Source organism: Streptomyces sp. NPDC102514, from assembly GCF_055584525.1.
Map to the genome: position 1 here is coordinate 174827 of NZ_JBVJLW010000002.1, position 26835 is coordinate 201661.

Below are 26835 nucleotides of genomic sequence, written 5' to 3' on the forward strand. Positions count from 1 at the left end.
TCACGGTCTCCTTAATCCTTCTGCCCGTCGTGAACACTCACGAGATGCTTGGCCACGGCGGCCGTGACGGTGGCCATGTTGTCGAGGTAGTAGAAGTGCCCGCCCGGCAGGAAGTGCGTGACGCACTCCGCCGCGCCCAGCTCGCTCCAGCGCTCCACCTCGGAGGTGGGCACGAGGTCGTCGCGGTCTCCGCCGAACGCCACGATCGGGATCTCCAGAGTGCGTCGCCGGTCGCCGTACGCGTAGTCCCTGAACACCACCACGTCGGACCGCAGCGTGCTCAGAGCCTGGCTGATGACGTCCGGATGCGCCGCGAGGTCGTCGGGAACGCCGTTGTACATGTCCAGCAGGCCCATGAGCCATTCGTCCGTGATCTCCACCCCGACCGGCGGGTTCGGCCGGTGCCGGTGGGGCGGAACGGCCCCCGAGGTGAAGAGGACTTCGGCCGGGTGTCCCGCCAACTGCCGTCGCCAGCACAGCTCGTACCCGATGTAGGCGCCCATGCTGTGGCCGAAGACGTAGAGCGGCCCCTCGGAGTCGGTCAGGGCGTCGAGGATCTCGTCCACGAGGTGCGTCAGGTCCGCCGCGGCCGGCTCGGCGGCGCGCGATGCCCGGGCGGGGTACTGGGCCGCGACGATACGGAGGTCCCCGGAGAACCAGTTCGCCCACGTGGCGAAGTTCTGCGCCGACCCTCCCGCGTGGGGCAGCACGAGCAACGTCGCCTGCCCGGACGCTCCCGTCCCCGGCCGCATCTCCCACAGGCACGCTCCCACCCGGCCCCCGCGGGCCGGCTGGGCGGGCGAACTCGCCTGCGACCGGACGGACTTCGCCACCCGCTGGTCGATGCGTTCGGCCAGGTCGCCCAGGACCGGGGCATCGTTCAGGACTCTGACCGTGAACTTCATGTCCCATTCCCGGCACACCCGTAGGACGACCTTCGTGGCCAGCAGGGAGTCCCCGCCGACCTCGAAGAAGTCCTGGTCACGCTTGACCTTGTCCAACCGCAGGACGTCGGCCCAGATCTCCGCGAGCCGCCGCTCGGTCGGCGTGTTGAAGTCGTTGTCTTCCATGCGCAACCCCTCTTCGGATCAGTTCCGTTGGTCGGGCTTCCAGCCCCCGGTCGTCGGCTCGTGCGGCGTCATGACGGTGCCGGGGCGACGGCGGTGGCGATGGCGTCCCGGTCGGCCTTTCCGCTGGGGGTGTGCGGCAGTTCCGGCAGAACGGTGATCGAGACCGGTATGAACTGCTCGGGCAGGAGCTCGGTGAGCGCCTTGAGCGCCGTCGAGGGATCGAACTCGTCCCGGTCGACGTCCAGCGTCACCGCAGCACGCAACTGCCGGGAGCCCTCGACCATCTCGACCACCACGGTGACCGCCTCGACGATCCCCGGCTGCTCCAGCAGACAGGCGTCCACCTCCAGCGGGTTCACCCGCACGCCGCGGATCTTCACCTCGCGGTCGATGCGGCTGAGGAGGTGCACGGTGTCGCCCTCGACACGCACGAGGTCCCCGGTGCGGAAGGCACGGCGATGCCCGTGCGGGGAGGGTTCGTCGAGGCTGATGTAGCGCTCGGCGTTCAGGGCGGGCTGGTTCAGGTACCCCGACGACAGCGGTGCGCCGGCGACCAGGAGTTCACCCACCGACGGTTCGCCCGGGTCGGTGGGTGCGATGAGGATCTCGCAGCCCGGCAGCGGACGTCCGATCGGCGGGAGCACGGGCCAGCCGTCGCTGGGGCCCGTGAGCGTGTGCACCGTCACCATGGCGGACTCGCTCTGTCCGTAGTGGTTGTTCAGCCTGCAGTCCGGCACGCGGCGGAAGAGTTCACGGACCGCCGGGGTGCACACGAGCTGTTCGCCCGCGGTGTTCACCTCCGCCAGGGCGAGATGCTCCAGCGTGTCGGTGGCCTCCGCGACCACGGCGAGCATGTGCAGGGCGACATAGGGGAGGAACAGGCGCTCGATGCGGTGGTCGGCGAGCCAGTCCAGGAGGGCGATGGGATCGCGCCGCAGGGACTCGGGCATGATGACCAGCGTCCCTCCGCCGCACAGCGTTCCGAGGACTTCCTGGAACCACACGTCGAAGTTGAGCGGCGCGAACTGGGCCGTGCGCAGGTCCGGGCGCACGGAGTGACGCCACTGCCAGGCAGCCATGGTGTCGACGCAGCGGTGGGGCAGCGCGACGCCCTTGGGCAGGCCGGTCGAGCCGGAGGTGTAGATGACGTACACCGGGAGGTCCGGCCGGCAGGGCGGTCGCGGCAGCGACGCGGCGGCCTCCTCGTCGCCCACGTCCGGCGCGTCCGGGATGCGCACCGCCCGGGCCCCGAGGTCCAGCACCGGTTCGGGGCCGCAGAACAGCAGCAATTGCGCCTCGCTGTCGGCGGCCATGTGCTCCAGGCGCCGTGCCGGGTACTCGACGTCGAGGGGCACATAGGTCGCTCCCACGCTCACCGTCGCCAGCATCGCCGCGACGATGGCGGCACTGCGCGGTCCGGTCACCGTCACCCGGTCGCCCGGCTGAATGCCGTGACGGACGAGGAGCCCGGCGACGCGGCCGGCCCACGCCATGAGCTGACCATAGGTCAGTTCATGGCCCTCGTCCTGGACCGCGATCTCGTCCGCTCGCATACGCGCGATCTCGGCCACCGAATCCAACAGGCACGGCGCATTCGCGCCGCCGCCCCAGAGCGAGTGAATTCCCCGGGTCTGCATCGGCACCTCTGATTCCTTTTCCATCACTGCCCCCAGGGCATATTCGAGTATGACGGCCATGTCACCGCCGGACTCAATGATTTCGTCACGTTAGCCCGGTGACGACGACCAAGAAAGGCGCCGAAAATGCCGCTCAGAAGAAATTCAGCGGGCAGCCGGTATGTGCGGGCCACGTGCCGTCAGTGTGCCATCGCCGGGCGTCCGCTGTCCCGCTGACGGGACAACCACGGGCGCGGTCCGGCACCGTCATATCGAATCCGACCTGCGCACGGTCGTTTCGGGTGAATGGGCCGGAGAAAAGGTGGGTATTGCTTTCCGTCGCCGCGAGGGAAAGGGTTCGAATCCGGCGATCACTCCGAGGAGAAGGCGCGGCCGACCGGCCTCACGCCCTGACCGTGCCGCGCAGGCAGGTCACACTCGCGCCGCCGACCCATATGTCCTGTCCTTCCGCCTGCACGGTGAGTACGCCCTGCCGTCCCAGGCGTGCCCCCTGGCCGACCCGGAATCCGCGCGGAGCCAGCCCCCGGCCGATGAGCCACTGGGCGATCCCCGCGGTGAGGCTGCCGGTCACGGGGTCCTCGCGCACGCCCTGGGGCAGCGCGAAGGCCCGGACCTCGAACTCGACGGGCGACCCCTCGGGGTGGGCGCCGACCACGCCGAGAGTCAGGTCGCCCATGTGCTGCTCGTCCGGCTCCAGGGCCAGCACCTCCGCGGCGGAGGCGAGTCGTACGGCGGCCCAGCCGGGACCGTTGTCGACCCACTGGTGACCGACGATCCGTGCGCGATCCACACACAGCCCGCGGGCGATGCGCTCCACGTGCTCGTCGTCCAGGGGGCCACTGCGCCGCAGGGCGGGGGCGAGGAAGCCCAGCCCGTCGTCGGCGAGCCGCACCTGTACGAGCCCGAGGCCGCACTCCTGCGTGATCCGACCCGGCTTCTTCGGAGTGCCTCCGGCCTCCAGCCAGGCGTGCGCCGAACCCAGGGTGGGGTGACCCGCGAACGGGATCTCACCGCCCGGCGTGAAGATCCGTAACCCGTAGTCGGCGTCGTCCGAGGCCGGTGGGACGACGAAGGTCGTCTCCGACAGGTTCGTCCACCGTGCCAGCCTCGCCATGTCCCCGTCGGTGATCCCGGCGCCGTCCAGGACGACGGCCACCGGATTGCCGAGGTAGGGCACCTCGGTGAACACGTCGACCTGTGCGAAGGGACGCCAGGGGCGGGCCGGCGTCATTCGCCCTCCCCCTCGATCAGGACCAGGTCCATGTGCGTGCCGTCGCGCAGCGGGACGATGGCGCGGTACTCGGGCGAGGTGTACCACCGGCGGGCGTGTTCGGCCGTGGGGAACCCCATCACCGACAGGTGCTCGGGCTGCCAGTCGCCCTCCAGCGCCTCGGACTCACCACCCCGGATCACGAACCCTCCTCCGTAGAGCCGCAGCGTGTGCAGCACCTTGGCGCGGTACTCCGCCATGCGCCGCTCGTCGCCGACGACTCCGACGTTGCCGATCAACAGTGCCGTCATTCGGTGTCCCCTCCCGGGGTCTCAGCAGGTGAAGTCGGCCTCGGTGCCGATGCCGAGACGCCGGGCGGCCCGGACGACGGCGAAGCCGGAGGCGACGTCCTGCGCGGCCATGCCCAGGGACTTGTAGAGGGTGCGCTCGGCGGGGCCGCAGCGGCCGGGGTGCTTGCCCAGCAACACCTCGCCGATCTCGGTCAACGGCCGGTCGGCGGGCACCAGTCCCTCCTCGACGGGCGCCGCGATCTCGGAGGACTCGCGAAGGGCCCCCTCCCTGCTGTCCACGAAGACCGAGCAGGAGGCCACCGCACCCGCGTCGAGTTCGCGCTTGCCCGGCACGGACGAGCCGACGGCGTTCACGTGCACGCCCGCCGCCAGGTCCTCGGCATGCACGACGGGTTCGACGGTGTCGACCGTGGTGCACACCAGGTCGGCGCCCCGCAGCGCGTCCGCGGGCGTGGCGACCGGCTCGACGTCGACGCCGGCCTCCGCGCGCGCCCAGGCCACGAACGCCTCGGCCCGCGCGCGTCCCCGGTTCCACAGCCGCACCCTGCGCAGCGGCCGGACGTCCCGAAGCGCGAGCAGATGGCTGCGGGCTTGCGCGCCCGCACCGATGAGGGCCAGGTCGCCGGCGTCCGGGGCCGCCAGGGCCTCGGTCGCCACCGCGGAGGCCGCGGCCGTGCGCAGCGCGGTGACGGCCGCACCGTCCATCAGGGCCAGGGGCTGTGCGGTCTCCGGGTCGAACACCACCACCATGCCCACATGCGTCGGCAGACCACGGGCGGCGTTGCCGGGCGCGTGCAGCACCGCCTTCATGCCGTAGCCCGCGTCCGACTCGCCGCCGACATGGCACGGCATGGCCGCGAACAGGGAGGCGTCCCGGCCGGATCCGAGCACGGTGCGCACCGGCTGGACGACGTCGCCCGCGCTGTAGCGCCGCATCACCTCGGCCACCACCCGGTGCGCCTCGGCCACCGGCAGGGCCTGTCGTACCTGGTCGCCGTTCAGCAGGAGCACGGGCTCGTCTCCTTCCCGGCCGGGCGCGTCACAGTGCTGAACACCGACCAGACCATGCGGATGGGCCGGGTCCCGGAGATGAACTCCAGGCCGTACAGCTTCGCGGCCGGCACGGTGGTCAGCGCGAGATCGGCGGTGCCGTCCACCACGGCGCGCGCGGCGGCACTGGTGGAGTCGTGGTGGATCGTCTTGTACGTCGCGTGCCGGTCCGGCAGGAGCTGGGCGATGATCGGCTCGGGCGAGGGGTGGCTCGCGATGGTCGGGGCGTCCGGCACGGGTCCGCCCCCTCGGCAGGTGGCGATGCCGTACAGCGGGGTGTCCATCACGAACACCCCGGTCAGCTCGATGGCCGGGTCCATGTAGAAGGAGTTGATGCCCTTGTAGGCGTTGGCGACCACGACGTGGGTCACCTCGCGGGAGTTCAGCGCCTCGCCCGCCTGCTCGTAGGTGTCGAACAGCCGGACGGCGACGGCGGGGCCGTCGGGCCCGGACATCTGGAAGGCATACCGCTTCGCCGCCACCTCGCTGCTCGTGCCGGGCGGGCCGAGGGTGCTGACCGCCGAGGGCCGATCGGAGCCGGGGCGCAGGAGTGAGATGAAGTCAGGCAGCGTCATCCGTGTTTCCCTTGACTTGGCGTAGATGTGTGATGGGGAGGGCGGAACTCCGGGGTGTCGGCGGGACGTGGGCCCGCGTGCTCGGCCGGTGTGACGGCCGTGAGCCACTCGGGACGGCCCGCGTCCGCGGCTCGGCCCCGGGTGTCGGGTGGCCGGGTGACCGTGCGGTACAGCGCGGCGACGCGGGCCGTGACCTGTCCCACGCTGCCGCTTCCGACGTCCCGGCCGGACAGGGTGACCACGGCGGCCACCTCCTTGCCGGTCGAGGTGAGGAACACCTCGTCGGCGATGTGCAGGTCCGTGGGGCTGAGGAGGCGTTCAAGGACCGTCATCCCGGCCTCCCGGCACAAGGTGATCACGGTGTCCCGGGTGATGCCGGCCAGTAGGTCTCCCGTGTCCGGCGGGGTGGCGAGGATGCCGTCCCGCACCGCGAACACGTTCGCCGTGGTCGCTTCGGCGACGTTGCCCGCCCGGTCCAGGAGGATGGCGTCGTCGTATCCGGCCGCGCGGGCCTCGTCGCAGGCGAGGGCGCTGGTCACATAGCCACCGGCGATCTTCGCCTGGGTGGGGAACGCGTCGCGGGACGGGCGCCGCCAGGTGCTGAGGAGGCAGCTCACCTCCTGCACGTCACCGGCGGTCGGATAGCCGAACGTGGTGATCGACAGCGCGTCGGACACCCCGGCCAACGACACCCCGGGAGGCGTGCCCGGCAGCAGCGAGAGCTTGTGCGCCAGCGGGCGCACGTAGACGTCCGAGTCGTACGCGTTCCTCCGCAGCAGTTCGACGGTGATGTCGATGAGTTCCGGCACCGACCGGGGGATGTCCGTGATCCGCAGCAGCCGGCAGGCGCGCAGCATGCGCGCGTAGTGCTCGTGCGCCCGGAACAGATGCAGCCGTCCGCCCGAGCGGTAGGCGCGGATTCCCTCGAACACGGCGGTCCCGTAGTGCAGGCCCTGTGTGGACAGCGACAGCCGCGGGGCGCGCGCGGGAACGAACTCGCCGCGGTCCCAGGCCCACTCCCCGAGGCCGAGCCGCGGCGGTGGCGCGGGGGGCGCGGTGTCGGAGGGCGCGGTGGCAGGGGTCGGGTCGGCCATCATGCCCTCGCCGCGGCGATCCGCTCGGCCGAGCGGGTCTCGACCGAGGTCCCGGCGCCGGGGTCGCGGAGGTCCACCACACGGGCGGCCTTCCAACTGACCATGGCTCCGGTGCTGGTGATGGGGCCGGGGTCGCCGAAACCCACGCTCAGCGTGGTGCCGAGCTCCTCGCGGCAGTCCGTGACGGCCCCTTGGGTGTCCTCGTCCCGGAGCCGGTCCCCTTCGGCGTTCAGGGTCAAGGACAGCAGGTCCACGCCCGTGTCGTCACGGGTCACGGTGATCTGGTAGTCGAGGTAGCCGCGGAAGCGGCGCAGCAGCAGGTTCTCCAGGTCGTAGCCGATGACGACCTGCCCGTTGAGCCGCAGCCGGTCACGGACCCGTCCCACGGGTTCCAGAGCCGGCGCCGGGACGGCGGCGCCCGGGCCGGCCTCCGTCATCCGCACCAGGTCTCCGGTGCGGTAGCGGATCAGGGGCTTGGCGCCGGTGTAGAGGTTGGTGACGACGAGTTCGCCGTGGCGCACCCCGTCGCGGTCGGGCGCCACGGGCTCGCCGGTGTGGGGGTCGATCACCTCGTAGTGGTTGATCAGTGGTGCGGTGCGCAGGGTTCCGTCGGCGGTGGCCGCGGCGAGGACGGAGGCTTCCTGGGACGCGTAGAGGCAGTTGTGCACCTCGGCCCCCCACAGCGTGCCGATGTTGTCGCGCAGGCTGGGCGAGAGCAGTTCACCGGTGAGCATGAGCAGGTCGAGGGAGAAGTCCCGTCGGAGGTCCAGCCCGGCCTCGACGGCTTTCTGCGCCAGGCGCAGGGCCATGCCCGGGGTGCAGAACAGGCCGGTCACCGGAAGCAGCCGCATGACCTCCAGAGCACGGTCGAACCCGATCACCGGCGAGTGCGGCCACATCTTGGCGACCGTGTGTCCGAGGTTGCGGCAGACGTCCCCGAAGGTGTCCCCGGTGGCGTGCAGCTCGGTGGGGCCGGACACGCCGATGACCTGGCGGTCCCCGTGTGCGGCGAAGATGCCCCGGTAGTAGGCGGTGAGGACGGTGTTGTTGTGGATGCTGTCCCCGTTGGTGCGGGGGCACGGGGTGGGCTGTCCGGTGGTGCCGGTGGTCTCGTAGACCGTCCAGGCCTCGGAGAGCGGCAGCGACAGCATGTCGAACTGGGCCTGCTGCAGATCCGCCTTGGTGGTGAAGGGCAGCTTCCGCAGGTCGCGGATGTGCAGTCCGGACAGTGTCTCGTCGCCGAACCCCGCCAGCCTGTCGCGGTAGAACGGGGATCCGGCGCGGACGTGGGCGAGCACCTCGCGCAGTCTGGCGGTCTGATGGGCGTCGAGGTCGTCGGCCGTCCACTTTCCCGTGCCGTACTCGTCGAACAATCCGCGCAGCTCGTCCGTGAGCGCCGCAGATTCCGGGTCGTATTGCGTGAACACCCAATCCTCCTTCAGCTGTCCGCGAGGTCGACGACGACCCAGTCGGATATCGCTCGCCACTTCTGCACTGACTCCTGGTGGTACGCGTTCACCTGGTACTTCTCCAGCGCAGCGCGATCCGGCAGCACTCCGATCGCGGCGAAGTCGTAGGAGATGTCGCGGTCCACGGTGTTCCAGCCCACCCGCCATTCGGCGAGTTCCGGAACGTGGTCGCCGACCGCCCTGGCGAATTTCTCGGCCTCGGCCACGGACGGAGCGGAGCGCTCAATGCCGTCCTTGAGTTTGAAAAGAACGATGTGCGTGATCACGATTGCCTTTCGGGCAGAAAATCGGCCGACTGCTTCCAGGCGCATCGAGGAGCATGCCACCGTCGCCGACGCCGTTCAACCGAAGCATTTCGATGGACGTGGCGTTTCCCGAAATTTCGAGACGCCTTGCGCAGGCTTTATCGAATTCTCGGCCCGCGATCTTCTTTTGTGTCCCGCCGACGGGACACACGTGCGCACAAATGAGAGCCCGCTCACCCGCTAAGGGTGGTGAGTGGATCGGGACTCGATCACATCCAGCACCTCGGCGGCGCTGTCGACGAGATACATGTGATCGCCCGGAAATTCCTTGTAGGTGAATTCGCCCGCCGTGGTCGCGTCCCGCCACTGCCGGGCCTCTTCCGCGGTGACCAGGCCGTCGGACGCGCCGCGCAGTGAACAGATCGGCACCGACACCGGCTCGTCGGTGCTCGGGACGTAGTTCTCGTGCATCTCGCAGTCGGCCTGGAGCACGGGGAGGATCAGGTCACGCATCTCCGGGTGGTCCAGGGCCTCGTGCCGGAACCCCGCGAACTCCTCGACCCGGCTCAGGAACTCCTCGTCCGGCAGACCCGTCGCCCGCCGCTCGCGCCGGGTCCACGGCCCCGGCGAGCCGCTGACGACCAGCAGCTCGACCTGCACGTCGCGCGTACTCAGCAGGTGCACCAGTTCGTACGCGAGCACCGCGCCCAGGCTGTGCCCGAACAGCACGGTGCGGGTCCCGGCGCCGAGTTCCGCGACGATGTCGTCGACCGAGTTCTTGGCGGCCTCGACGACATTGCGGTACGGCGTTTCCAGGAACCGCTTCTCCCTGCCGGGCAGGGCGACCGGGACCACCCGCCACCGGTCGCCGGCCGGCTCCCGCCACGGGTGGAAGAACGAGGGACCCGCTCCCGCGAACGGCACGCACAGCAGCGCGGCCCCTTCGCGGCGGTCCGTGGACATGCCGGGTCCTGTCGTGCCGGGTCCTGTCATCCGGACCAACTCCCCTTGTCAATACCGTCTCGGTCGGGCCGTACATGTTGAACACCTCGGCGGCCTGCTTCGCCGGGGTCTCGGCCGTCCCGGCGGGCGTTGTAGGCCTCGGCCGGATCCCGCAGCAGCGGCGCTCCCGAGCTGCCGTCGGTGGCGATGTGGTGGATGACCAGGGCCAGCACGTGTTCGTCGGGTGAGCAGCGGAACGGGCGTACCTGGAGCGGGGGTTCGGCCGCCAGGTCGAACCGGTGGGCGAAGGCCTCCCCGACCGCGCCGGACACCTGCTCCGGCGTCGCGGTGAGCGCGGCCCGGTCCAGGGATCCGGTCAGCCGGAAGGCCGCCGGCCTGTTCCAGTTCTGCGACCCGCCCTCGAACTCGTGGAGGATCCACATACGCCGTTGTGCGAACGACAGCGGAATCACTGCCTTCACTCCTCTACGAACATCTTGCGCAGGCCGGGACGACGGGGAGCGGCCGATTCCTCCGACCACGCGGCGAGCGCGGCCACCGACGGCAGGTCGAAGATCTTGCGGATGGGTATCTCGATGCCCATCTCGGCGCGGGCGCGGCTGATCAGCCGGGTGGCGAGCAGGGAGTGCCCGCCGAGGTCGAAGAAGCCGTCGTCGATCCCGACCTGGTCCACGCCGAGCACCTCGGCGAACAGCTCGGCCAGACTCTTCTCGCGGGTGGTACGGGGGGCGCGGTAGACGGCGCCGAGGTACTCCGGCTCGGGCAGCGCGTTGCGGTCCAGCTTGCCGTTCGGGTTGAGCGGCAGCCGGTCCAGGAGCACGAAGGCGGACGGCACCATGAAGTCCGGCAGCCGGCTCGCGACGAAGGCGTGCAGTTCCTTCGTCTCCGGGCCGCCGACGTCACCGCTCGCCCCGGGGTCGCCGTCGAGGACGGGTACGACATAGGCGACCAGTTGCTTGCCGGAGCCGCTGCCCCGCCCGTCGCGGGCGATGACGGCCGCGTGCGCCACGCCGGGGTGCGCGGTGAGCGCGGCCTCGACCTCCGCGGGTTCGACGCGGAAGCCCCGCACCTTGACCTGTGCGTCGCCGCGGCCCACGTATTCGAGCCGGCCCTCGGGGCTCCACCGGCCCAGGTCTCCGGTGCGGTACATGCGCGAACCGGCGGGACCGTACGGGTCGGGGACGAAGCGCTCGGCGGTCAGGGAGGGGCGGCAGTGGTAGCCGCGGGCCACGTTCCCGGCGACGTACAGCTCGCCGACCGCGCCCGGCGGCACCGGGGTCAGGCCGTGGCCGAGGAGGTAGGCCCGCATGTTGCCGATCGGAGCGCCGACGGGCGCGCTGCCCGTCAGCTCGCGGGTGTCGTCGTCGGCGGTGAACATGGTGGCGTAGAACGACTCGGTCTGCCCGTAGGCGTTGAGGACCCGGACCCCCGGGAAGGCCTCCTGTGTCCTGTCGACGAGCGACATCGGCAGGGCCTCGCCGGCGAAGACGACCGCCGTCAGCCTGGTGCGGGCCGCGATGTCGTCGAGGAGTTCGGCGAACGCGGACGGCACGGCGGCGATGATCCCGTCGCCCCGCGCCCTGCCTTCGCCGAGGGCCAGGATGTCCTGGACGACTTCGAGGACACCTCCGTTGGCCAGGGGTGTGAAGATCTCGAAGGCAGAGGCGTCGAAGTTGATCGACGTGGTGGCGAGGATCCGCCCGCCAGGCTCCAGCCCGACGAGGGAGGGCAGCCGCAGCACGCCGTTCACCACTGCTTTCTGGCTGTAGGCGACGCCCTTGGGCTTGCCCGTGGAGCCGGAGGTGTACATCACGTATGCCAACTGCCCTGCGTGCACCGGTAGGTGGAGGCCGGTGGCGTCCCCGGACAGGTCGAGCGCGTCCATGAAGAGGTCCGGGGCGTCGTGCTCCGGAAGCACGCCGACCGTCTCCCGGTCGGTCAGCACGAGACGCGGCCGGGCCTCCTCGAAGATCGCCGCGAGGCGGTGGCTGGGGTACTTGGGGTCGACCGGCAGGTAGGCGCCGCCTGCCTTCAGGACCGCGAGCAGGGCGACCACCAGGTTCACCGACCGCGGCAGGGACACCGCGACCAGCGACTCCGAGCCCACGCCCCGTTCGACGAATTCGTGTGCCAGGCGGTCGGCCCGTGCGTTCAGCTCGCGGTAGGTGAGCGAGCCGTCCTCGGCGACCACCGCCGTCTCGTCGGGCGTGCGCGCCACCTGCGCCTCGACGAGTCCGGCGAGCGTGAGGTCCGGAGTAGGAGCGGCCGTGTCGTTGAACCCGACGAGGAACCGGTCGCGTTCGGTCTGCCGCAGAACGTCGAGCTGCGCGATCTTCAGGTCCGGGGTGGCCGCCAGCTGTTCCAGGACCCGCACGAACCGGGCCGCATACGTCTCCACCGTGTCCCTGGCGAAGACGCCGGTCGCGTACTGGAGGAGGAACGTCAGGTGCGTGTCGACGGCCGCCATGAGGGCCAGCGGGTAGTGGGTGCCGTTGGAGGGCCGCAGACCGGTGATGGCGATGCCATCCGCGGCGTCGGCGGCGGAGTTCAGTCCGTCCCGGTCGACCGGGTACGACTCGAAGACGATCAGCGTGTCGAAGAGGTTCTGCAGCCCCACGGACTGCTGGATCTCCGTGAGCCCGTGGTGGTGGTGCTCGACGAGGCGGGCCTGCCGGCTCTGCAGCCGGGTGAGGACCTCGGCGAGGGTGTCGCCGGGCTCGTACCGGACGCGTACCGGCAGGGTGTTGATGAACATCCCGACCATCGTCTCGACGTCCGGTACGGCGGGCGGACGGCCGGAGACGGTGGCGCCGAACACCAGGTCGCGGCGGCCGGTGAGCTGGCCGAGCAGCAGTGCCCAGGCGCCCTGCACCAGGGTGTTGACGGTGACGCCCAGATCGGACGCCACCCGGTTCAGGCGGTCCTCCACGTCTCGCGGCAGCTCGAACGCGACCTGGTCGAGTCCGTCACCGCCCGTGGCTCCGGGAGCGAGCAGAGTCGGTTCCTCGACCCCGTCGAGCTCGGCCGCCCATGCCCGTGCCGCCTCGTCCTGGTCCTGCCGGGCACGCCAGGCCAGGTACTCGCCGTAGCTCCGTGTCCTCGGCAGGCCGGTGGTGTCGCCGTGGGAGCCGTAGAGCAGGAGCAGGTCCCGCATCAGCAGGGGCGAGGACCAGCCGTCGGCCAGTGAGTGGTGGACGGTCATCACCAGTTCGGCCCGGCCGGGTTCGAGGGCGACGAGTGCCAGCCGCAGCAACGGCGGGGTGCGCACGTCGAAGTGGGCGGCCTGGTCCTCGGTGAGGAAGCGCTCGAACCTCTCGGTGCGCTCCGCCTCGCCGTACCCCGTCAGGTCGAGGTGCTGCCAGGGCAGGGTCACCCCTCGTGCCGGAACCACCTGCGCGAGGTCGCCGTCGGCCCGGTCGACGAAGGCCGCGCGCAGGCTGGCGTGGCGTTCGAGCAGCATCTGCCCGGCCCGGCGCATCCGCTCCGGATCGACGTCGCCGGAGACATGGAACACGAGTTGCACGTGGTAGGCGTCGAACGAGGAGCCGGCCAGCATCGAGTGGAAGATGATCCCCGACTGCGCCGAGGTCACCGGCCACACCTCGGTGAGGGGACCGTACACGGCCTCCCAGGCGTCGATCTCCTGCTGGCTCACGGGGACCAGCGGGGCGTCCGTCGGAGTCAGGCCCCCGGCGTCGGGGGTCGCGGCGTGCCGGGCCAGGGCGGTCAGCGCCCGCACCCACAGCTCGGCCAGCTCGGTGACCTCCTCGGCGGAGAGCAGGCCGGTCGGGAAGCCGAAGTAGGCGGTCAGTTCTTCACCGGCTCCGGTGTCGGTGGCCACAGCGTTGATCTCCAGTGCCGACAGCACCGGCATGTCCGCGTCCGGGGCGGCGATCAGGTCCTGCCGGGTGGTGTCCGGGGTCCAGCCCTGACCCCGCAGCTCCTCGGGGAGGTCGGCGCCGGACGTGCGACCGAGGTAGTTGAACCCGATCTGCGGTTCACGGCCGGCGGACAGCGCGGTGGAGGTCTCCGGGTTGAGGTGGCGCAGCAGACCGAAGCCGATGCCGTCGCCCGGAACCGCCCGCAGCTGTTCCTTGACGGCCTTGACCGCCCGTCCGGCGGCCGGGCCGCCGGCGAACGCGTCGGCCAGGTCGACACCGGTCACGTCCAGCCGCACCGGATACATCGCGGTGAACCAGCCCACCGTGCGTGACAGGTCGGCTCCGGGCACCGCCTCCTCTTCCCTCCCGTGCCCTTCCAGGCGGACCAGCGCCGAGGGCCCGTCCACGCCCCGCGTCCGGCGCCAGCGGGCCAGCGCCAGGGCCAGGGCCGCCAGCAGCACGTCGTCGGCACCGCCCCGGAAGAGCGCGGGCGCCTTGGTCAGCACGGTCTCGGTGACGTCCGCCGGCACCTGCACGCGTACCGTCTCCACGGTGGCGGCGGTGTCCCGCGCCGGGTCCCGCTCCCGCGCTCCGAGGAGCGGCTCGTCCTCGCTCAGGATTCGCTGCCACACGGGCAGTTCCGCGACCCGCTCGGGACGTGCCGCCTCGTCGACGAGGGCGTGTGCCCAGCGGCGCATCGAGGTTCCGCCCGCTGCCGGTCGCGGGGTGCGGCCGGCGCGGACCTCCTTCCAGGCGGCGACCAGGTCCGGCACGAGGAGCCGCCACGACACCCCGTCGACGACCAGGTGGTGCAGCACGATCAGCAGCCGGTCGGCGTCCGTGTCGGAGGTGAACCACACGAACTGCGCCATGACGCCCGCGTCGGGGTCCAGCCGGTCGGCGGCCGCGTCCAGCTCGGCCTGCGCGTCGGCGTCGGCGTGGGTGACCTGGGTCAGCAGCGCGTCGGCGGCCACGCTGCCGGCCGGTTCCACCCACAGCCCCTGCTGCTTCCGGTCCAGCCGGGAACGCAGCGCATCGTGCCGGTCCAGTACGGCCTGCACCGTCGCCACCAGCCCGGCACGGTCGATGTCCTCGGGCAGCGTCAGCATCATGGACATGCAGAGCCGGCCGAGGCCGCCGCCGAGCCCGAGCACGTGGTTCGCCGTCGGCAGCAGCGGGACCCGGCCCACGCCGCCGCCCGGCAGCTCCGCCAGAACGACCCGCTCCTGCTCGCGGCCCGCGACCAGCTCCGCGAGCTGCGCGACCGTGGGGTGCTCGAAGATCTCCCGCGTGCTCACCTCGATGCCGCGGGCCCGGGCCCGGGCGACGACCTGGATGGAGCGGATGCTGTCGCCGCCGCTGGCGAAGAAGTCGCTGTCGATGCCGACGTTGTCCACGCCGAGCACTTCGGCGAACAGCGAGCCGAGGGTCTCCTCGACCTGGTCGCGCGGGGCTCGGCCGGTCGACGTCTGCCCGTGGTCCGGCACGGGCAGCGCCCGCTGGTTCAGTTTCCCGCTGGGGGTCAGCGGGAGCTCGCCGAGCGGTACCAGCGCGGGGGGAACCATGTAGTCGGGCAGACGCCCGCGCAGGTACTCGGGCAGTTCGAGGAGGAGCGCGCCGAGCGACCTGGCCAGGGCGGGGTTGTTCGCCCGCTCCCGCCCGCCCGCGCCGCCGCCGGGGACGAACGAGCCCGAGACGTCCCGCCGCCCGCCGGGCCGCGCCGGGAGCAGCACCGCGTCGAAACACCGCACATCCCTGCCCGACCAGGTGAGGACGACCTCGCGGCCGTGCTCGTCGGCCCACCGGAGCACCTCGTGCGGATCGACCGGTCCACCGGGCGGGGACGCCTGGTCGAGGAGGCCCGTCGCCACGGTCAGGGCGACCTCCTCGACCAGACGCGCGTTGGGTATCCCGGTCACCCGCACCGGTCCGCGCGCCCGGTCCGCGTGAGGGCCGAGGTCGGCGAGGCCGTGCACATCCCTGCCCCATGGCAGCACCGGGGCGCCGGCCACGTCGAGCAGGTCGGCCGGCCGCTTGTGCAGGATCACCTCGTAGCGGTGCCGGGTCAGTTCGTTGTGCGCCTGCCCGGGCTTCAACCGGATGTCGACCGCGACCGAACCGTCCTGCGACCACTCGGTGAACCACTCCGGGGCGACGGTCAGTTCCCGCTCGGCCAGCAACTCTCTGGTCACCAGCGTCCGCAGTTCCTCGGGCGAGGCGTGCGGGTGGGCCGCCCGCTGCACGGCGGTCAGCATCAGGCGGCGTGTCGCCGCGTTGCGGACGTCACCGACGACGACCCGGCCGCCCGGCGCGAGGAGGTCCATCACCTGGCGCAGCACCTGGTCGAGGTACTCGACGCTCGGGAAGTACTGCACCACCGAGTTGAGCACCACCGTGTCGAACCGGCCACGGGGCAGACCGGAGACGTCGTCGGCCGCCTGGGCGCTCACCCGGACCCGGTCGCCGTGTCCGGCCTGCGCGCTCTGGGCCCGGACGCGGTCCACCACTGTGGCCGAGATGTCGGTGCCCCAGTACTCCTCGACCTCTCCGACGATCTTCGCCAGCAGCAGACCGGACCCCACACCGATCTCCAGCACCCGGCGCGGCGCGAACTGCAACACCTGCGCGACCGCCGCGTCCTGCCACGCGAGCATCTGCTCGCGCGGGATCGGCTCACCGGTGTAACTGGAGTTCCAGCCCTGGAAGTCCTCGCCCAGCGCCTCGTCGCCGGAACCGGCGTAGCTGTCGTCGTAGAGGTCACGCCACTCGTCCACCTGGGAGTCGGCGTCGGCCACCGCGGCGGCGTACGGCTGGGGCACCACGTACCCCACCAACTGCCGGTCGCCCAGCTGGTTCTCCCGCACCACGACCGCGGCCTGCGACACGCCGGGGTGGCTCGTGAGCGCGTGCTCGATCTCCCCCAGCTCGATGCGGAAGCCGCGGATCTTGACCTGGAAGTCGGTTCTCCCGAGGTATTCGAGCTGGCCGTCCCTGCTCCACCGCACCAGGTCCCCGGAGCGGTACATCCGCGTTCCCGGCGCTCCGAAGGGGCAGGCCACGAACCGGCTCGCGGTCAGGCCCGGCCGCCCGAGGTACCCCCGGGCGAGCCCGGGGCCGGCGATGTAGAGCTCGCCGGCGACTCCGGGCGCGACCGGGCGCAGGGCGGTGTCCAGCACGTACGCCTGGGTGTTGGCGATCGGCCGTCCGATGGGCGGGACACGGCCGTCACCCACCATCGGCGCGCTCATCGCGGCGCACACGGTGATCTCGGTCGGCCCGTAGCCGTTGATCATCCGTCGTCCGGGCGACCACTGCGCCACCAGTTCCGGTGTGGAGGCCGAGCCGCCGACCACCAGGGTCTCCACCGTCGGCAGCGACCCCGTGGGCAGGGCCGCCAGCACCGCCGGCGGCAAGGTCACGTGGGTCACCCGGTGGGCGGCGATCGTCTCGATCAACGGTTCGCCCGCGGCCAGTTCGTCCGGGCCGGCCAGCACCAGCGTCGCTCCGGCCAGCAGGGACATGCCCCACTCCCACAGCGAGGCATCGAAGCTCGGCGAGGCGAACTGCAGCACCCGGCTGGCCGGCGTGACCTGGAGCCGCTCGGCCTCGGTGGCGACCAGGCCGGCCAGTCCCGAGTGAGTGACCGCCACTCCCTTCGGGGTCCCGGTCGAACCCGACGTGTAGATCACGTACGCCGTGTTGGCCGGGGCGACCGGGGCGCGGCGGTCCGTGTCGGTCACCGGTCCCGCGTCGGCGGCGGCCAGTGCCGCGGCGACGTCCGGATCGTCCAGCCGGAGCACGGGGACGGACAGCCGCGGCATCTGCTCCCCCGACGCGGCGTCCTCGATCACCAGGACGGCCCCGGAGTCGGCCACCATGAACGCCACACGCTCCGCCGGGTAGGCCGGGTCCACCGGCAGGTACGCCCCGCCCGCCTTCAGCACGCCCAGGATCGCCACGACCCACTCGACCGAGCGGGACAGCGCCACCGCCACCACCGACTCGGGGCCCACACCACGCTCGGCCAGTACCCGTGCCAGCCGGTCGGCCCGCTCCTCGATCTCCCGGTAGCTGAGCTCCAGGTTTCCGCGGACCACCGCCACGTCGTCCGGCGTGGCGGCGGCCCGTTCGGTGAAAAGCGCGTCGAAGGTCCGCTCCGGGACGTCCGCCGCCGTGTCGTTGGCCTCGCGCAGCAGCCAATGGCGTTCCTCCTGCGAGAGCACGTCGATGCTGCCGATCGGCACGGCCGGGTTGCCCAGCACCTGCTCCAGGACGCGTACGAATCTGTCGACGATGCCCTCGGCCGTGGTGTGGTCGAAGAGGTCGGTCGCGTACTCCAGCAGCCCGTGCGTGCCGCCGGACGCGTTCGGGACGATGTTGAAGAGCAGGTCGAACTTGGCCGTGCCGGTGCCCACGGGCAGGGGGGTGACCCGGAGCCCCGGGATCTCGATCTCGCCCCACACGAACTGCCAGCCCAGCGCCGTCTGGAACAGGGGCATGTACGCGGTGGTGCGGTCCGGGTTGAGCAGCTCGACCAGCCGCTCGAACGGCACGTCCTGGTTGTCGTAGGCGGCGAGGGCCTTGTCCCGCACCTGCTCCAGGACGTCGGTGAACGACGGGTTCCCCGACAGGTCCGCGCGCAGCACCCAGGTGTTGACGAAGAAGCCGATCAGGTCGTCGAGTTGCTCGTCGCCGCGCCCCTCGATCGGGCTGCCGATCGGCACGTCCTCGCCCGCGCCCAGCTTGTTCAGCAGCACCACCACCACGGCCTGGGCCACCATCGGTGCCGTGGCGCCGTGGTCGGCGGCCAGCTTCTGCACGCCCGACAGCAGTTCAGGTGCCAGTACGAAGGGGACCTCGCCGCCGCGGTGGCTGGCCGTCGTCGGCCTCGGCCGGTCCAGCGGCAGTTGCAACGGTTGGGGGATCTCGGCCAACTCTTTGTTCCAGTAGGCCAATTGCTCCGCGATGGTGCTCTCCGGGTCGGCTTCGTCACCCAGCAGCTGCCGCTGCCACAGCGTGTAGTCCTTGTACTGCACGGACAGCGGAGTCCACTGCGGCGCACTCCCCCCGTGGCGGGCCGTGTACGCCGACACCAGGTCCCTGACGAACGGCGCTATCGACGCCCCGTCCGCGGCGATGTGGTGGAAGACGAACACCAGGACGTGCTCCTGCGGAGCGAGCCGCAGCACGGTCGTGCGCAGCGGAAGCTCCGTGTCCAGGTCGAACGGCTCGCAGGTGACCTCGTGCAGGGCGGTGTCCACGGCGTCCGCGGCCACGTCGACCACGTGGAAGGGGTGCACGGCCTCCTCGGGAGGCAGGATCCGCTGCTCCGGCGTGCCGTCCGCGTTCTCGACGACCAGGGTGCGCAGACTCTCGTGCCGGGTCGTGACGTCCGTCACCGCCGCGGCCAGGGCCGTCGTGTCCAGCGTCCCCTCCAGGCGCAGCACGAACGGCACGTTGTAGGTCGCGGACGGGCCTTCCAGCTTGTGCAGGATCCACATCCGGCTCTGGGCGAAGGACAACGGGATCATCGACGGTTCTCCTGTACGTTCATCGGACGCAGCTGGGGACGTTTCGACGTGGCGAGCTTCTCGATCTGCTCGGCCAGCTGGGCGACGGTCGGGTTGCGGAACACCGTCGTGACCTTCACGTCGGTGCCGAGTTCGCTGCGGATGCGGCCGATCAGCCGGGTGGCCAGCAGCGAATGCCCTCCGTGGTCGAAGAAGTCGATGTCGACGCCGACCTCCTCCACGCCGAGCAGCTCGGCGAACAGCCGGCAGAGGACTTCCTCGCGGTGGTTGCGCGGCCCTGGTCCGGACACCGCTTCCGCGTGGTCGGGAGCGGGGAGCGCGTTGCGGTCGAGCTTCCCGCTCGCCGTCGTGGGGAACGCGTCGAGCGACACGATCGCCGAGGGCACCATGTACTCCGGCAGCCGCCCCCGCACCAGCTCCGTCAGGGCGGTCAGATCCAGCTCCGAGGAATCCGCCGTACGCTCGCCCGGCACCACGTAGGCGACCAGCCGCTGGTCGTCGGCGCGGTCCTCGCGCACCACGACGACCGCGTTGTCGACGTCCGGGTGCGCGGTCAGCGCCGACTCCACCTCGCCCAGCTCGATCCGGAAGCCGCGGACCTTGACCTGGAAATCGGTACGGCCGAGGTACTCGACCTGGCCGTCCCGGCTCCAGCGCACCAGGTCTCCGGTGCGGTACATCCGCGCGCCTGCGGCACCGAAGGGGCAGGCCACGAAGCGGTGCGCGGTCAGCGCGCTCTGCCCGAGGTAGCCGCGGGCGAGGCCGGCCCCCGCGAGGTAGAGCTCGCCGGCCACTCCCGGCGCGACCGGACGCAGCGCCGCGTCCAGCACGTACACCTGGGTGTTCCACACCGGGGTGCCGATCGGCACCCGGTCCGCCCCTGGCACGTGCTGCCACGCCGTGACCTCGACGGCCGCCTCGGTGGGCCCGTAGAGGTTGTGCACACCGCAGTCGGGCAGCAGGCCGACCACCTTGTTCGCCAGGGCCGCCGGGAACGCCTCACCCGCGACCTCCATCCAGCGCAGGCTGTCGCACTGCTTCGCCGAGGGCTCGGCGACGAACGCCTCCAGCAGGGAGGGCACGAAGTCCGCCCCCGTCACCCGCTCCCGCTGGATCAGCTCGGCCAGGTAGGCCGGGTCCCGCCGCCCGGCCGGACGGGCGATCACCACGGCCGCGCCCACCTGCAACGGCGCGAACAGCTCCGGCACCGACACGTCGAAGCTCGTCGACGTGCTCAGCAGCACCCGGTCCTGGGGGCCGACGTCGAAGTGCGCCAGGCCCCACGCCAGCCGGTTCATGATCGACCGGTGTGACACCTGCACGCCCTTGGGGCCGCCGGTGGAGCCGGAGGTGAAGATGACGTACGCGGCGTTGTCCGGTGACAGCCGCCGCTCGGGCGTCGTGGCCGGGTACGCGGACACGTCCGGCAGCGCCCCGTCGAGCACCAGCAGCGGCCCGGCGCCGTCCAGCACGTGCCGCACCCGGTCCTCGGGCAACTCGGTGTCGATGGGCACGTAGGCCGCGCCCGCCTTGACCACCGCGTAGATCGCGACCATCAGATCCACCGAGCGGGGCAGGCGCACGGCGACCAGCCGCTCGGGTCCCGCGCCCTGCTCGACCAGCCAGTGCGCCAGCCGGTTCGCGCGCCGGTCGAACTCCCGGTAGGTCAGCCTTTCCCGCTCGCCGATCAGCGCGACGAGGTCCGGCGTGCGCTCCACCTGGGCCTCGAACGCGCCCGGCAGGGTGTCCGGTGGCACCGGGTGGGCGGTGTCGTTGATCCGCCGCACCAACCGGTCGCGCTCCTCCTCGGAAAGTACCTCGACCGAGCCGACCGGCACCGTCGGGTCGTCGAGTATGTGGTCCAGGACCCGGACGAGCCGGGCGGCGATCACCTCGGCCGCCTGTCGGTCGTACAGGTTGTTCTGGTAGTCCAGCGAGGTCCGCAGGTAGGGGTCGGAGGCATTGAGCGTGAGCGGGTAGTGCGAGCCCGCGTAGGGCCGGATGCCGTCGATCGTGAATCCCGCGGCGGCGTTGGCGTCGACGATGCCGGCCCGGTCGATGGGGTAGTTCTCGAACACGACGATGGTGTCGAAGAGGGCGGGCAGGCCGACGTCGCGCTGGATGTCGGCGAGGCCGTAGTAGTGGTGGTCGAGCAGCGCGGTCTGCCGGTTCTGCAGGTCGGTGACGACCTGCGCGACGCTGTGGTCGGGACGGCAGTACGCCCTGGTGGGAAGCGTGTTGATGAACAGGCCGACCATCTCGTCGGAACCGGCCAGTTCGGCCGGGCGGCCGTTGACTGCGGCTCCGAACACCACGTCCTGCTGCCCGGTCAGCTTCGACAGCAGGATGCCCCACGCGCCCTGGAGGAGGGTGTTCAGCGTGACACCGAGTTCCGCGGCCCGCCGGGCCAGGGCACGGCCCTTGTCGATCGACAGCGGTACCTCGACCCGTCCGAGGGCGGACGCCGTCTCCTGGACGGGGGCGTTGGGTGCCACCAGCGTGGGCTGGTCGAACCCGCTGAGCTCGGCGGCCCAGCGGGCGGCCGACGCCTGCCGGTCCCGGGTGGACAGCCAGGTCAGGTAGTCGCCGTAGCTGCGGACCGGGCCGAGCCCGTCGGTCCCGGAGTACAGCCGGATCAGATCCTTGATGACCACCGGTGACGACCAGCCGTCGAACAGGGTGTGGTGCGCCGTGATGACGAGCTTCGCCCGCTGCGGCCCGCAGGTGAGCAGGGCCAGGCGCAGCAGCGGCGGCCTGGTGGGATCGAGCCGGTCGGCCCGGTCGTCGGCGAGGGCCCGGTCCAGCGCGGCCTCCTGCTCGGCCGCCGTGCGACCGGTCAGGTCCAGGTGGATCCAGGGCAGTACGACATGGTCGGCCACGATCTGCACCGGATCTCCGTCGGAGGCGGTGAGGAACGCCGAGCGCAGGTTGGGGTACCGGTCCACGAGCGCCTGTCCGGCGGCCCGCATGCGGGCCGGGTCCACGTGCCCGGACAGGTGCAGCACGAACTGCATGTGGTAGACGTCGAAGGAGCCGTCGGCGAGGGCGGCCTCGAACTGGATCCCGGACTGGCCCGGCGCCTGCGGCCACACCTCGGTCAGCGGGCCGTAACGCCGCTCCCAGGCCTCGATCTCGTCCTGCCGCACCGAGACCAGCGAGGCGTCCGAGGGGGTGAGACCGCCGGTCCCGGGCTGTGCGGCGTGCGCGGCCATGCCGTGCAGCACCTCCAGCCACAGCTCGGCCAGTTCACCGGTCCGCTCGCGGGACAGCAGGCCGGTGGGAAACATGAAGGCCGTCTGCAACCGGGCGCCGTCGGGGGTGTCCACGGCGAAGGAGTTGACTTCGAGCGCGGACAGCGCGGGCAGATCCGGATCGGGCATCGCGAGCAGCTCGGCGGACCAGGACGCCGGTCCCCACCCGTCGGCGCGCAGGTGCTCGGGCACGTCGGCGGCCGAGATCCGGCCGAGGTAGTTGAACCCGATCCGGGGATCCGGGTACTGGGCGAGCTGTGCGGCGGTCTCCGGATTGAGGTGGCGCAGCAGGCCGTACCCGACGCCCTTGTCCGGGACCTGGCGCAACTGCTCCTTGACCAGCTTGATCGCCCTGCCGGCCGCGGGACCGCCCGCCAGTACGTCGGCCGGCTCTACCCCGCGGACGTCGATCCGCACCGGGTACATGCTCGTGAACCACCCGACGGTGCGGGTGAGGTCGGCCCCGGGGACGATGTCCTCCTCGCGCCCGTGTCCCTCCAGGCGGACCAGGGTCGAGCGGTCCGCACCGCGCCACCGGTCGACCGCCAGGACGAGCGCGGCGAGCAGCACGTCGGTCGCGGTCGCCCGGAACACTGCGGGGAGCCTGCCCAGGACGGCCTCGGTGACGTCGGCGGGGACCTGTACCCGCACGGTGTCGACCGTGGACATCACGTCCACCGCCGGGTCGAACGGCCGGGTGCCGAGCGGGGGTTCGGGCGTCTCCAGCAGGTCGCGCCAGTACGGCAGTTCCGCTTCCCGCTCCGCGGAGAACGCCTCGTCCTCCAGAGCGGACGCCCAGCGGCGGGCCGAGGTGCCGACCTCGGGCAGCTCGGGCGTGCGGCCGGACCGGACCTGCTGCCAGGCCTCGGCGAAGTCCGACATGAGGATGCGCCAGGAGACCCCGTCCACCACCAGGTGGTGCAGGACCACGAGCAGCCGGCCCGCACCCGTCCCGGGGGCGAACCAGACGAAGTCCGCCATGGTCCCGGCCTCCGGATCGAGCCGCCCGACCGCGTCGTCCAGTTCCGCCTTCGCCGCGTCGAGGGAGGAGGGCTCGTCCCACCGGCCGTCGCAGGCGACCCGGCGGATCAGGTCGGCCGCCCGCACGGATCCCGCGGGCCGTACGACGAGCAGGGGCTCGTCGCCGCGCACCAGCCGTGCGCGCAACAGGTCGTGCCGGTCCAGGACGGCGTCCAGTGTCGCGGTGAGGCCGCCGCCGTCGATGCCGGCGGGCAGTTCCAGCACCATCGACATGGCGAAGCGGTCGATGCCGCCGCCCTGTGCGAACACCTGCCGTGCCACCGGCTGCAACGGCATCGGGCCGACCCCGCCGCCGTCCAGTTCCGCGAGCGCGGGCCCCCGGTCCTGTCGGGCGGACGCCACCTCGGCGAGGCCGGCCGCCGTGCGGTACTCGAAGATCTCCCGCGTGGTGAGGTCCAGGCCCCGGGCCCGCGCCCGCGCCACCACCTGGATCGACCGCAGGCTGTCCCCGCCGACGGCGAAGAAGTCGTCGTCGACACCGACGCGTTCCACACCGAGCACATCGGCGTAGGCCGCGGCGACGATCGCCTCGGCCTCGGTGCGCGGTTCCCGGTAGGTCTCGCCCACGAACTCCGGTTCGGGCAGCGCCGAGCGGTCCAGCTTGCCGGTCGGCCCGAGCGGCATCCGGTCGAGGGCCACGAAGGCCGAGGGAACCATGTAGTCGGGCAGCCGGGCCGCGACGAACGTGCGCAGCTCGGCGGCCGAGGCACCGGCCAGCACGTCCACGTCGCCGATCCCGCCGGCGCCGTCGTCACCCACGGCTCCCTCGCCGGCGTGCACCACGTACGCGACCAGCCGCCGCCCGCCCGAGGGCAGCTCGCGGCTGATCACGACCGCCTCGCTGATCCCGGGGTACGCGGTGACCGCGGCCTCCACCTCGGCTGTCTCGATGCGGAAGCCCCGCACCTTCACCTGGCCGTCGCCCCGGCCCAGGCACTCCAGCTGACCGTGCGCGTTCCAGCGGGCCAGGTCGCCCGTGCGGTACATCCGCTCGCCCGCCGGGCCGAAGGGGTTGGCCACGTAGCGCTCGGCGGTCAGGCCCGGGCGGCCGTGGTAGCCACGGCCGAGGCAGGTGCCGACCACGTACAGCTCACCGACCGCGCCCTGCGGTACGAGGGCGAGTCCCGGGCCGAGCACGTAGGCACGCATGTTGCCCAGCGGGGTGCCGATCGGCGCGACCTCGCCCTGCGACCACTCCTCGGACGCCGGGAGAGAGTAGGTGGTGGCGTAGAAACTCTCGCTCTGCCCGTAGGAGTTCACGACCTGCACGCCGGGCAGTGCCTCGCGCACCTGTCTCACCAGCCGGGCCGGGAGCACGTCGCCCGCGAACACGACCGTGCGCACGTCCGTGGTCTTCCGCAGGTGGCCCACCAGTTCCCCGAGCACCGAGGGGACCGCGCTGATCACGTGGCCGTTCCAGCTGTCCCGTTCGCCCAGCGCCAGCGCGCTGGAGACGACCTCGGCGCTGCCGCCGGTGGACAGGGCGGTCAGCAGCTCGAAGACCGAGACGTCGAAGTTGACCGACGTGCCGGCCAGCATGCGCCATCCGGGCGGTGCGTCCAGCACGCGCGTCAGTTCACGTACTCCGTTGACGAGGCTGCGGTGGGTGATCGCAGCGCCTTTCGGCGTGCCCGTGGAGCCGGAGGTGTACATGACGTACGCCAGGTTGTCCGGGCTCAGCCGCGCGACGCGGTCCGCGTCGCGCAGCGGCCTGCCCGGTGTGTCCCAGCGCGCGCGCTCGTCGAGGTCCACGGTCGTCATGTCGTTCGCCGGCAGGGCCCGTGACGTGGTGGTGTCGGTGACCACGAAGCGCGGACGGGCTTCGGACAGCACGCTCTCGGCGCGGCCGGCGAGGTACTGCGGATCCATGGGCAGATAGCCCGCACCGGACTTGAGGATGCCGAGCAGCCCGGCCACCAGGTCCTCCGCGCGCGGCAGCGCGAGGACCACCAGGTCCTCGGGGCCGGCCCCGAGGCGCACCAGCTCCCAGGCGACGGCGTCGGCACGGGCGTCGAGCTCCCGGTAGGTCAGTGTCCGGTCGTCGTGCACGATCGCGGGGGCGTCGGGCGTCCTGGCGACCTGGAGTTCGAACAGCTCCGGCACGGTCAGCTCGTCCACCGGTGAGGCGGTGTCGTTGAACGTCACGAGCAGCCGGTCGCGTTCGGCGGCGTCGAGTACGTCGATACCGCCGATCCGGCGTTCCGGGTCGGCAACAAGTCGGCTCAGCACACGCACGAAGCGGTGCGCGATGCCTGCGGCGGTGTCCTGGTCGAAGAGGTCGGTGCGGTACTCCAGGCGGCATCGCGCCCCGCCCGAGGCGTCCGGGACCAGGTCGAAGAACAGGTCGAACTTGGCGGTGGCGGTCTCCAGGCGCTCGGAGCGGGAGACCAGTCCGGGGAAGTCCAGTTCCGGAATCGACGGCTGCCACGCGAGCATCACCTGGAAGAGCGGGTTGTACGCGGTGGACCGGTCGGGGTTCAGCAGCTCCACCAGCCGCTCGAACGGCAGGTCCTGGTGGTCGTACGCCGACAGGGCCCGCTCCCGTACCCGCTGCAGCAGCTCGCCGAAGGTCGGGTTGCCGAAGAGTTCGACGCGCAGCACCCAGGTGTTGACGAAGAACCCCACGAGGTCGCGCAGCTCCTCGTCGGTGCGGCCGGCGATCGGCGCGCCGACGGGTACGTCGTCACCGCAGCCGAGGTGGTGCAGGAGGACCGCCAGTGCGGAGTGCATGACCATCGAGACCGTGGTGTCGGCCTGCGCGGCGAGCTTCTCCACCGACCGCAGCAGCTCGGGGTCGATCGAGAACGGAATCATGTCGCCGCGGTGGCTCATCGACTTGGGGCGCGGGCGGTCCGTGGGCAGGGCCAGCGGCTGCGCCAGGTCGGCCAGGGTCCGCCGCCAGAAGTCCAGTTGCCGGGCCGCCAGGCTGTCCGGGTCGGACTCGTCGCCGAGCATGTCCCGCTGCCAGAGCGTGTAGTCCGCGTACTGCACCGGCAACGGCTCCCACGCCGGGGCCCTGCCGTCGCGGCGGGCCGCGTAGGCGGTGGTCAGATCACGGCACAGCGGCCCGAACGACTCGCCGTCCACGGCGATGTGATGCATCACCAGCACCAGGGTGTGCTCACGTGGACCACATCGCACCAGCCGGGCCCTGATCGGGACGTCGGCGGCCAGGTCGAAAGTGGCAGTGGCCGCCTCGTCGACCGCCCTCACCCGCTCCTGCTCCGTCGCGGCCTCGACGACGCCCAGACCGAACGACTCCGCGCCGGAAGGCAGCACGCGCTGGTGCGGGACGCCGTCGTCGTCCTCGACGACAACCGTGCGCAGGGCCTCGTGCCGGCCGACGACGTCGTGGAGCGCCGCCTCCAGCACGCCCGCGTTCAGCTCGCCGGTCAGATGCAGGGCGAGAGCGCCGTTGTAGGTCGGCGACGGGCCTTCGAACCGGTCCACGAACCACAGCCGACGCTGCGCGAACGACAACGGGATCATTCTGTCTCCAAATCGGCG

At 71.6% G+C, this 26835-nt stretch carries 13 protein-coding genes; all 13 read right to left on the reverse strand.

Annotation, left to right across the window (positions count from 1 at the left end):
- Window positions 1-11: 11 nt before the first annotated feature.
- Window positions 12-1070, reverse strand: coding sequence for a thioesterase II family protein (locus ACZ60E_RS05870; protein ID WP_469438574.1), 1059 nt, complete (start codon window positions 1068-1070; stop codon window positions 12-14).
- Between the two features lie 68 nt (window positions 1071-1138).
- Window positions 1139-2707, reverse strand: coding sequence for an AMP-binding protein (locus tag ACZ60E_RS05875; RefSeq protein WP_469438991.1), 1569 nt, complete (start codon window positions 2705-2707; stop codon window positions 1139-1141).
- Window positions 2708-3089: 382 nt separating this feature from the next.
- Window positions 3090-3938: a PhzF family phenazine biosynthesis protein gene (locus tag ACZ60E_RS05880; protein ID WP_384803994.1), complete on the reverse strand. Its 849-nt coding sequence runs from the start codon at window positions 3936-3938 to the stop codon at window positions 3090-3092.
- Complete coding sequence (locus tag ACZ60E_RS05885) at window positions 3935-4228, reverse strand: DUF1330 domain-containing protein (RefSeq protein ID WP_384803991.1); 294 nt, start codon at window positions 4226-4228, stop codon at window positions 3935-3937. Before ACZ60E_RS05885 ends, ACZ60E_RS05880 begins: the two co-directional genes overlap by 4 nt.
- 21 nt (window positions 4229-4249) lie before the next feature.
- Entirely contained in the window at window positions 4250-5239 is a 990-nt protein-coding gene (locus ACZ60E_RS05890) for an ornithine cyclodeaminase family protein (RefSeq protein ID WP_469438576.1), read from the reverse strand.
- Entirely contained in the window at window positions 5227-5853 is a 627-nt protein-coding gene (locus ACZ60E_RS05895; RefSeq protein ID WP_469438579.1) for a prephenate dehydratase domain-containing protein, read from the reverse strand. The genes ACZ60E_RS05890 and ACZ60E_RS05895 overlap by 13 nt, the downstream gene beginning before the upstream one ends.
- A complete protein-coding gene (locus tag ACZ60E_RS05900; RefSeq protein WP_469438581.1) occupies window positions 5850-6950 on the reverse strand; it encodes an aminotransferase class IV in 1101 nt (366 codons plus the stop codon). The genes ACZ60E_RS05895 and ACZ60E_RS05900 overlap by 4 nt, the downstream gene beginning before the upstream one ends.
- The gene (locus tag ACZ60E_RS05905) at window positions 6947-8374 is read right to left on the reverse strand and encodes a phenylacetate--CoA ligase family protein (RefSeq protein WP_469438583.1); all 1428 of its coding nucleotides are present in this window, start codon (window positions 8372-8374) and stop codon (window positions 6947-6949) included. Before ACZ60E_RS05905 ends, ACZ60E_RS05900 begins: the two co-directional genes overlap by 4 nt.
- 11 nt (window positions 8375-8385) lie before the next feature.
- A complete protein-coding gene (locus ACZ60E_RS05910) occupies window positions 8386-8682 on the reverse strand; it encodes a Dabb family protein (RefSeq protein WP_384803976.1) in 297 nt (98 codons plus the stop codon).
- A gap of 219 nt (window positions 8683-8901) precedes the next feature.
- Window positions 8902-9624, reverse strand: a complete 723-nt coding sequence (locus tag ACZ60E_RS05915; RefSeq protein ID WP_469438585.1) for a thioesterase II family protein — start codon at window positions 9622-9624, stop codon at window positions 8902-8904.
- A 26-nt stretch (window positions 9625-9650) separates the two neighbouring features.
- A complete protein-coding gene (locus tag ACZ60E_RS05920; RefSeq protein WP_469438587.1) occupies window positions 9651-10076 on the reverse strand; it encodes a condensation domain-containing protein in 426 nt (141 codons plus the stop codon).
- 5 nt (window positions 10077-10081) lie between these two features.
- Window positions 10082-19036, reverse strand: a complete 8955-nt coding sequence (locus tag ACZ60E_RS05925; RefSeq protein WP_469438589.1) for a non-ribosomal peptide synthetase — start codon at window positions 19034-19036, stop codon at window positions 10082-10084.
- Window positions 19033-26817 carry an amino acid adenylation domain-containing protein gene (locus tag ACZ60E_RS05930; protein ID WP_469438592.1) on the reverse strand — a complete coding sequence of 2595 codons (7785 nt, stop codon included), beginning with the start codon at window positions 26815-26817 and terminating at the stop codon, window positions 19033-19035. The genes ACZ60E_RS05925 and ACZ60E_RS05930 overlap by 4 nt, the downstream gene beginning before the upstream one ends.
- Between the last annotated feature and the right edge of the window lie 18 nt (window positions 26818-26835).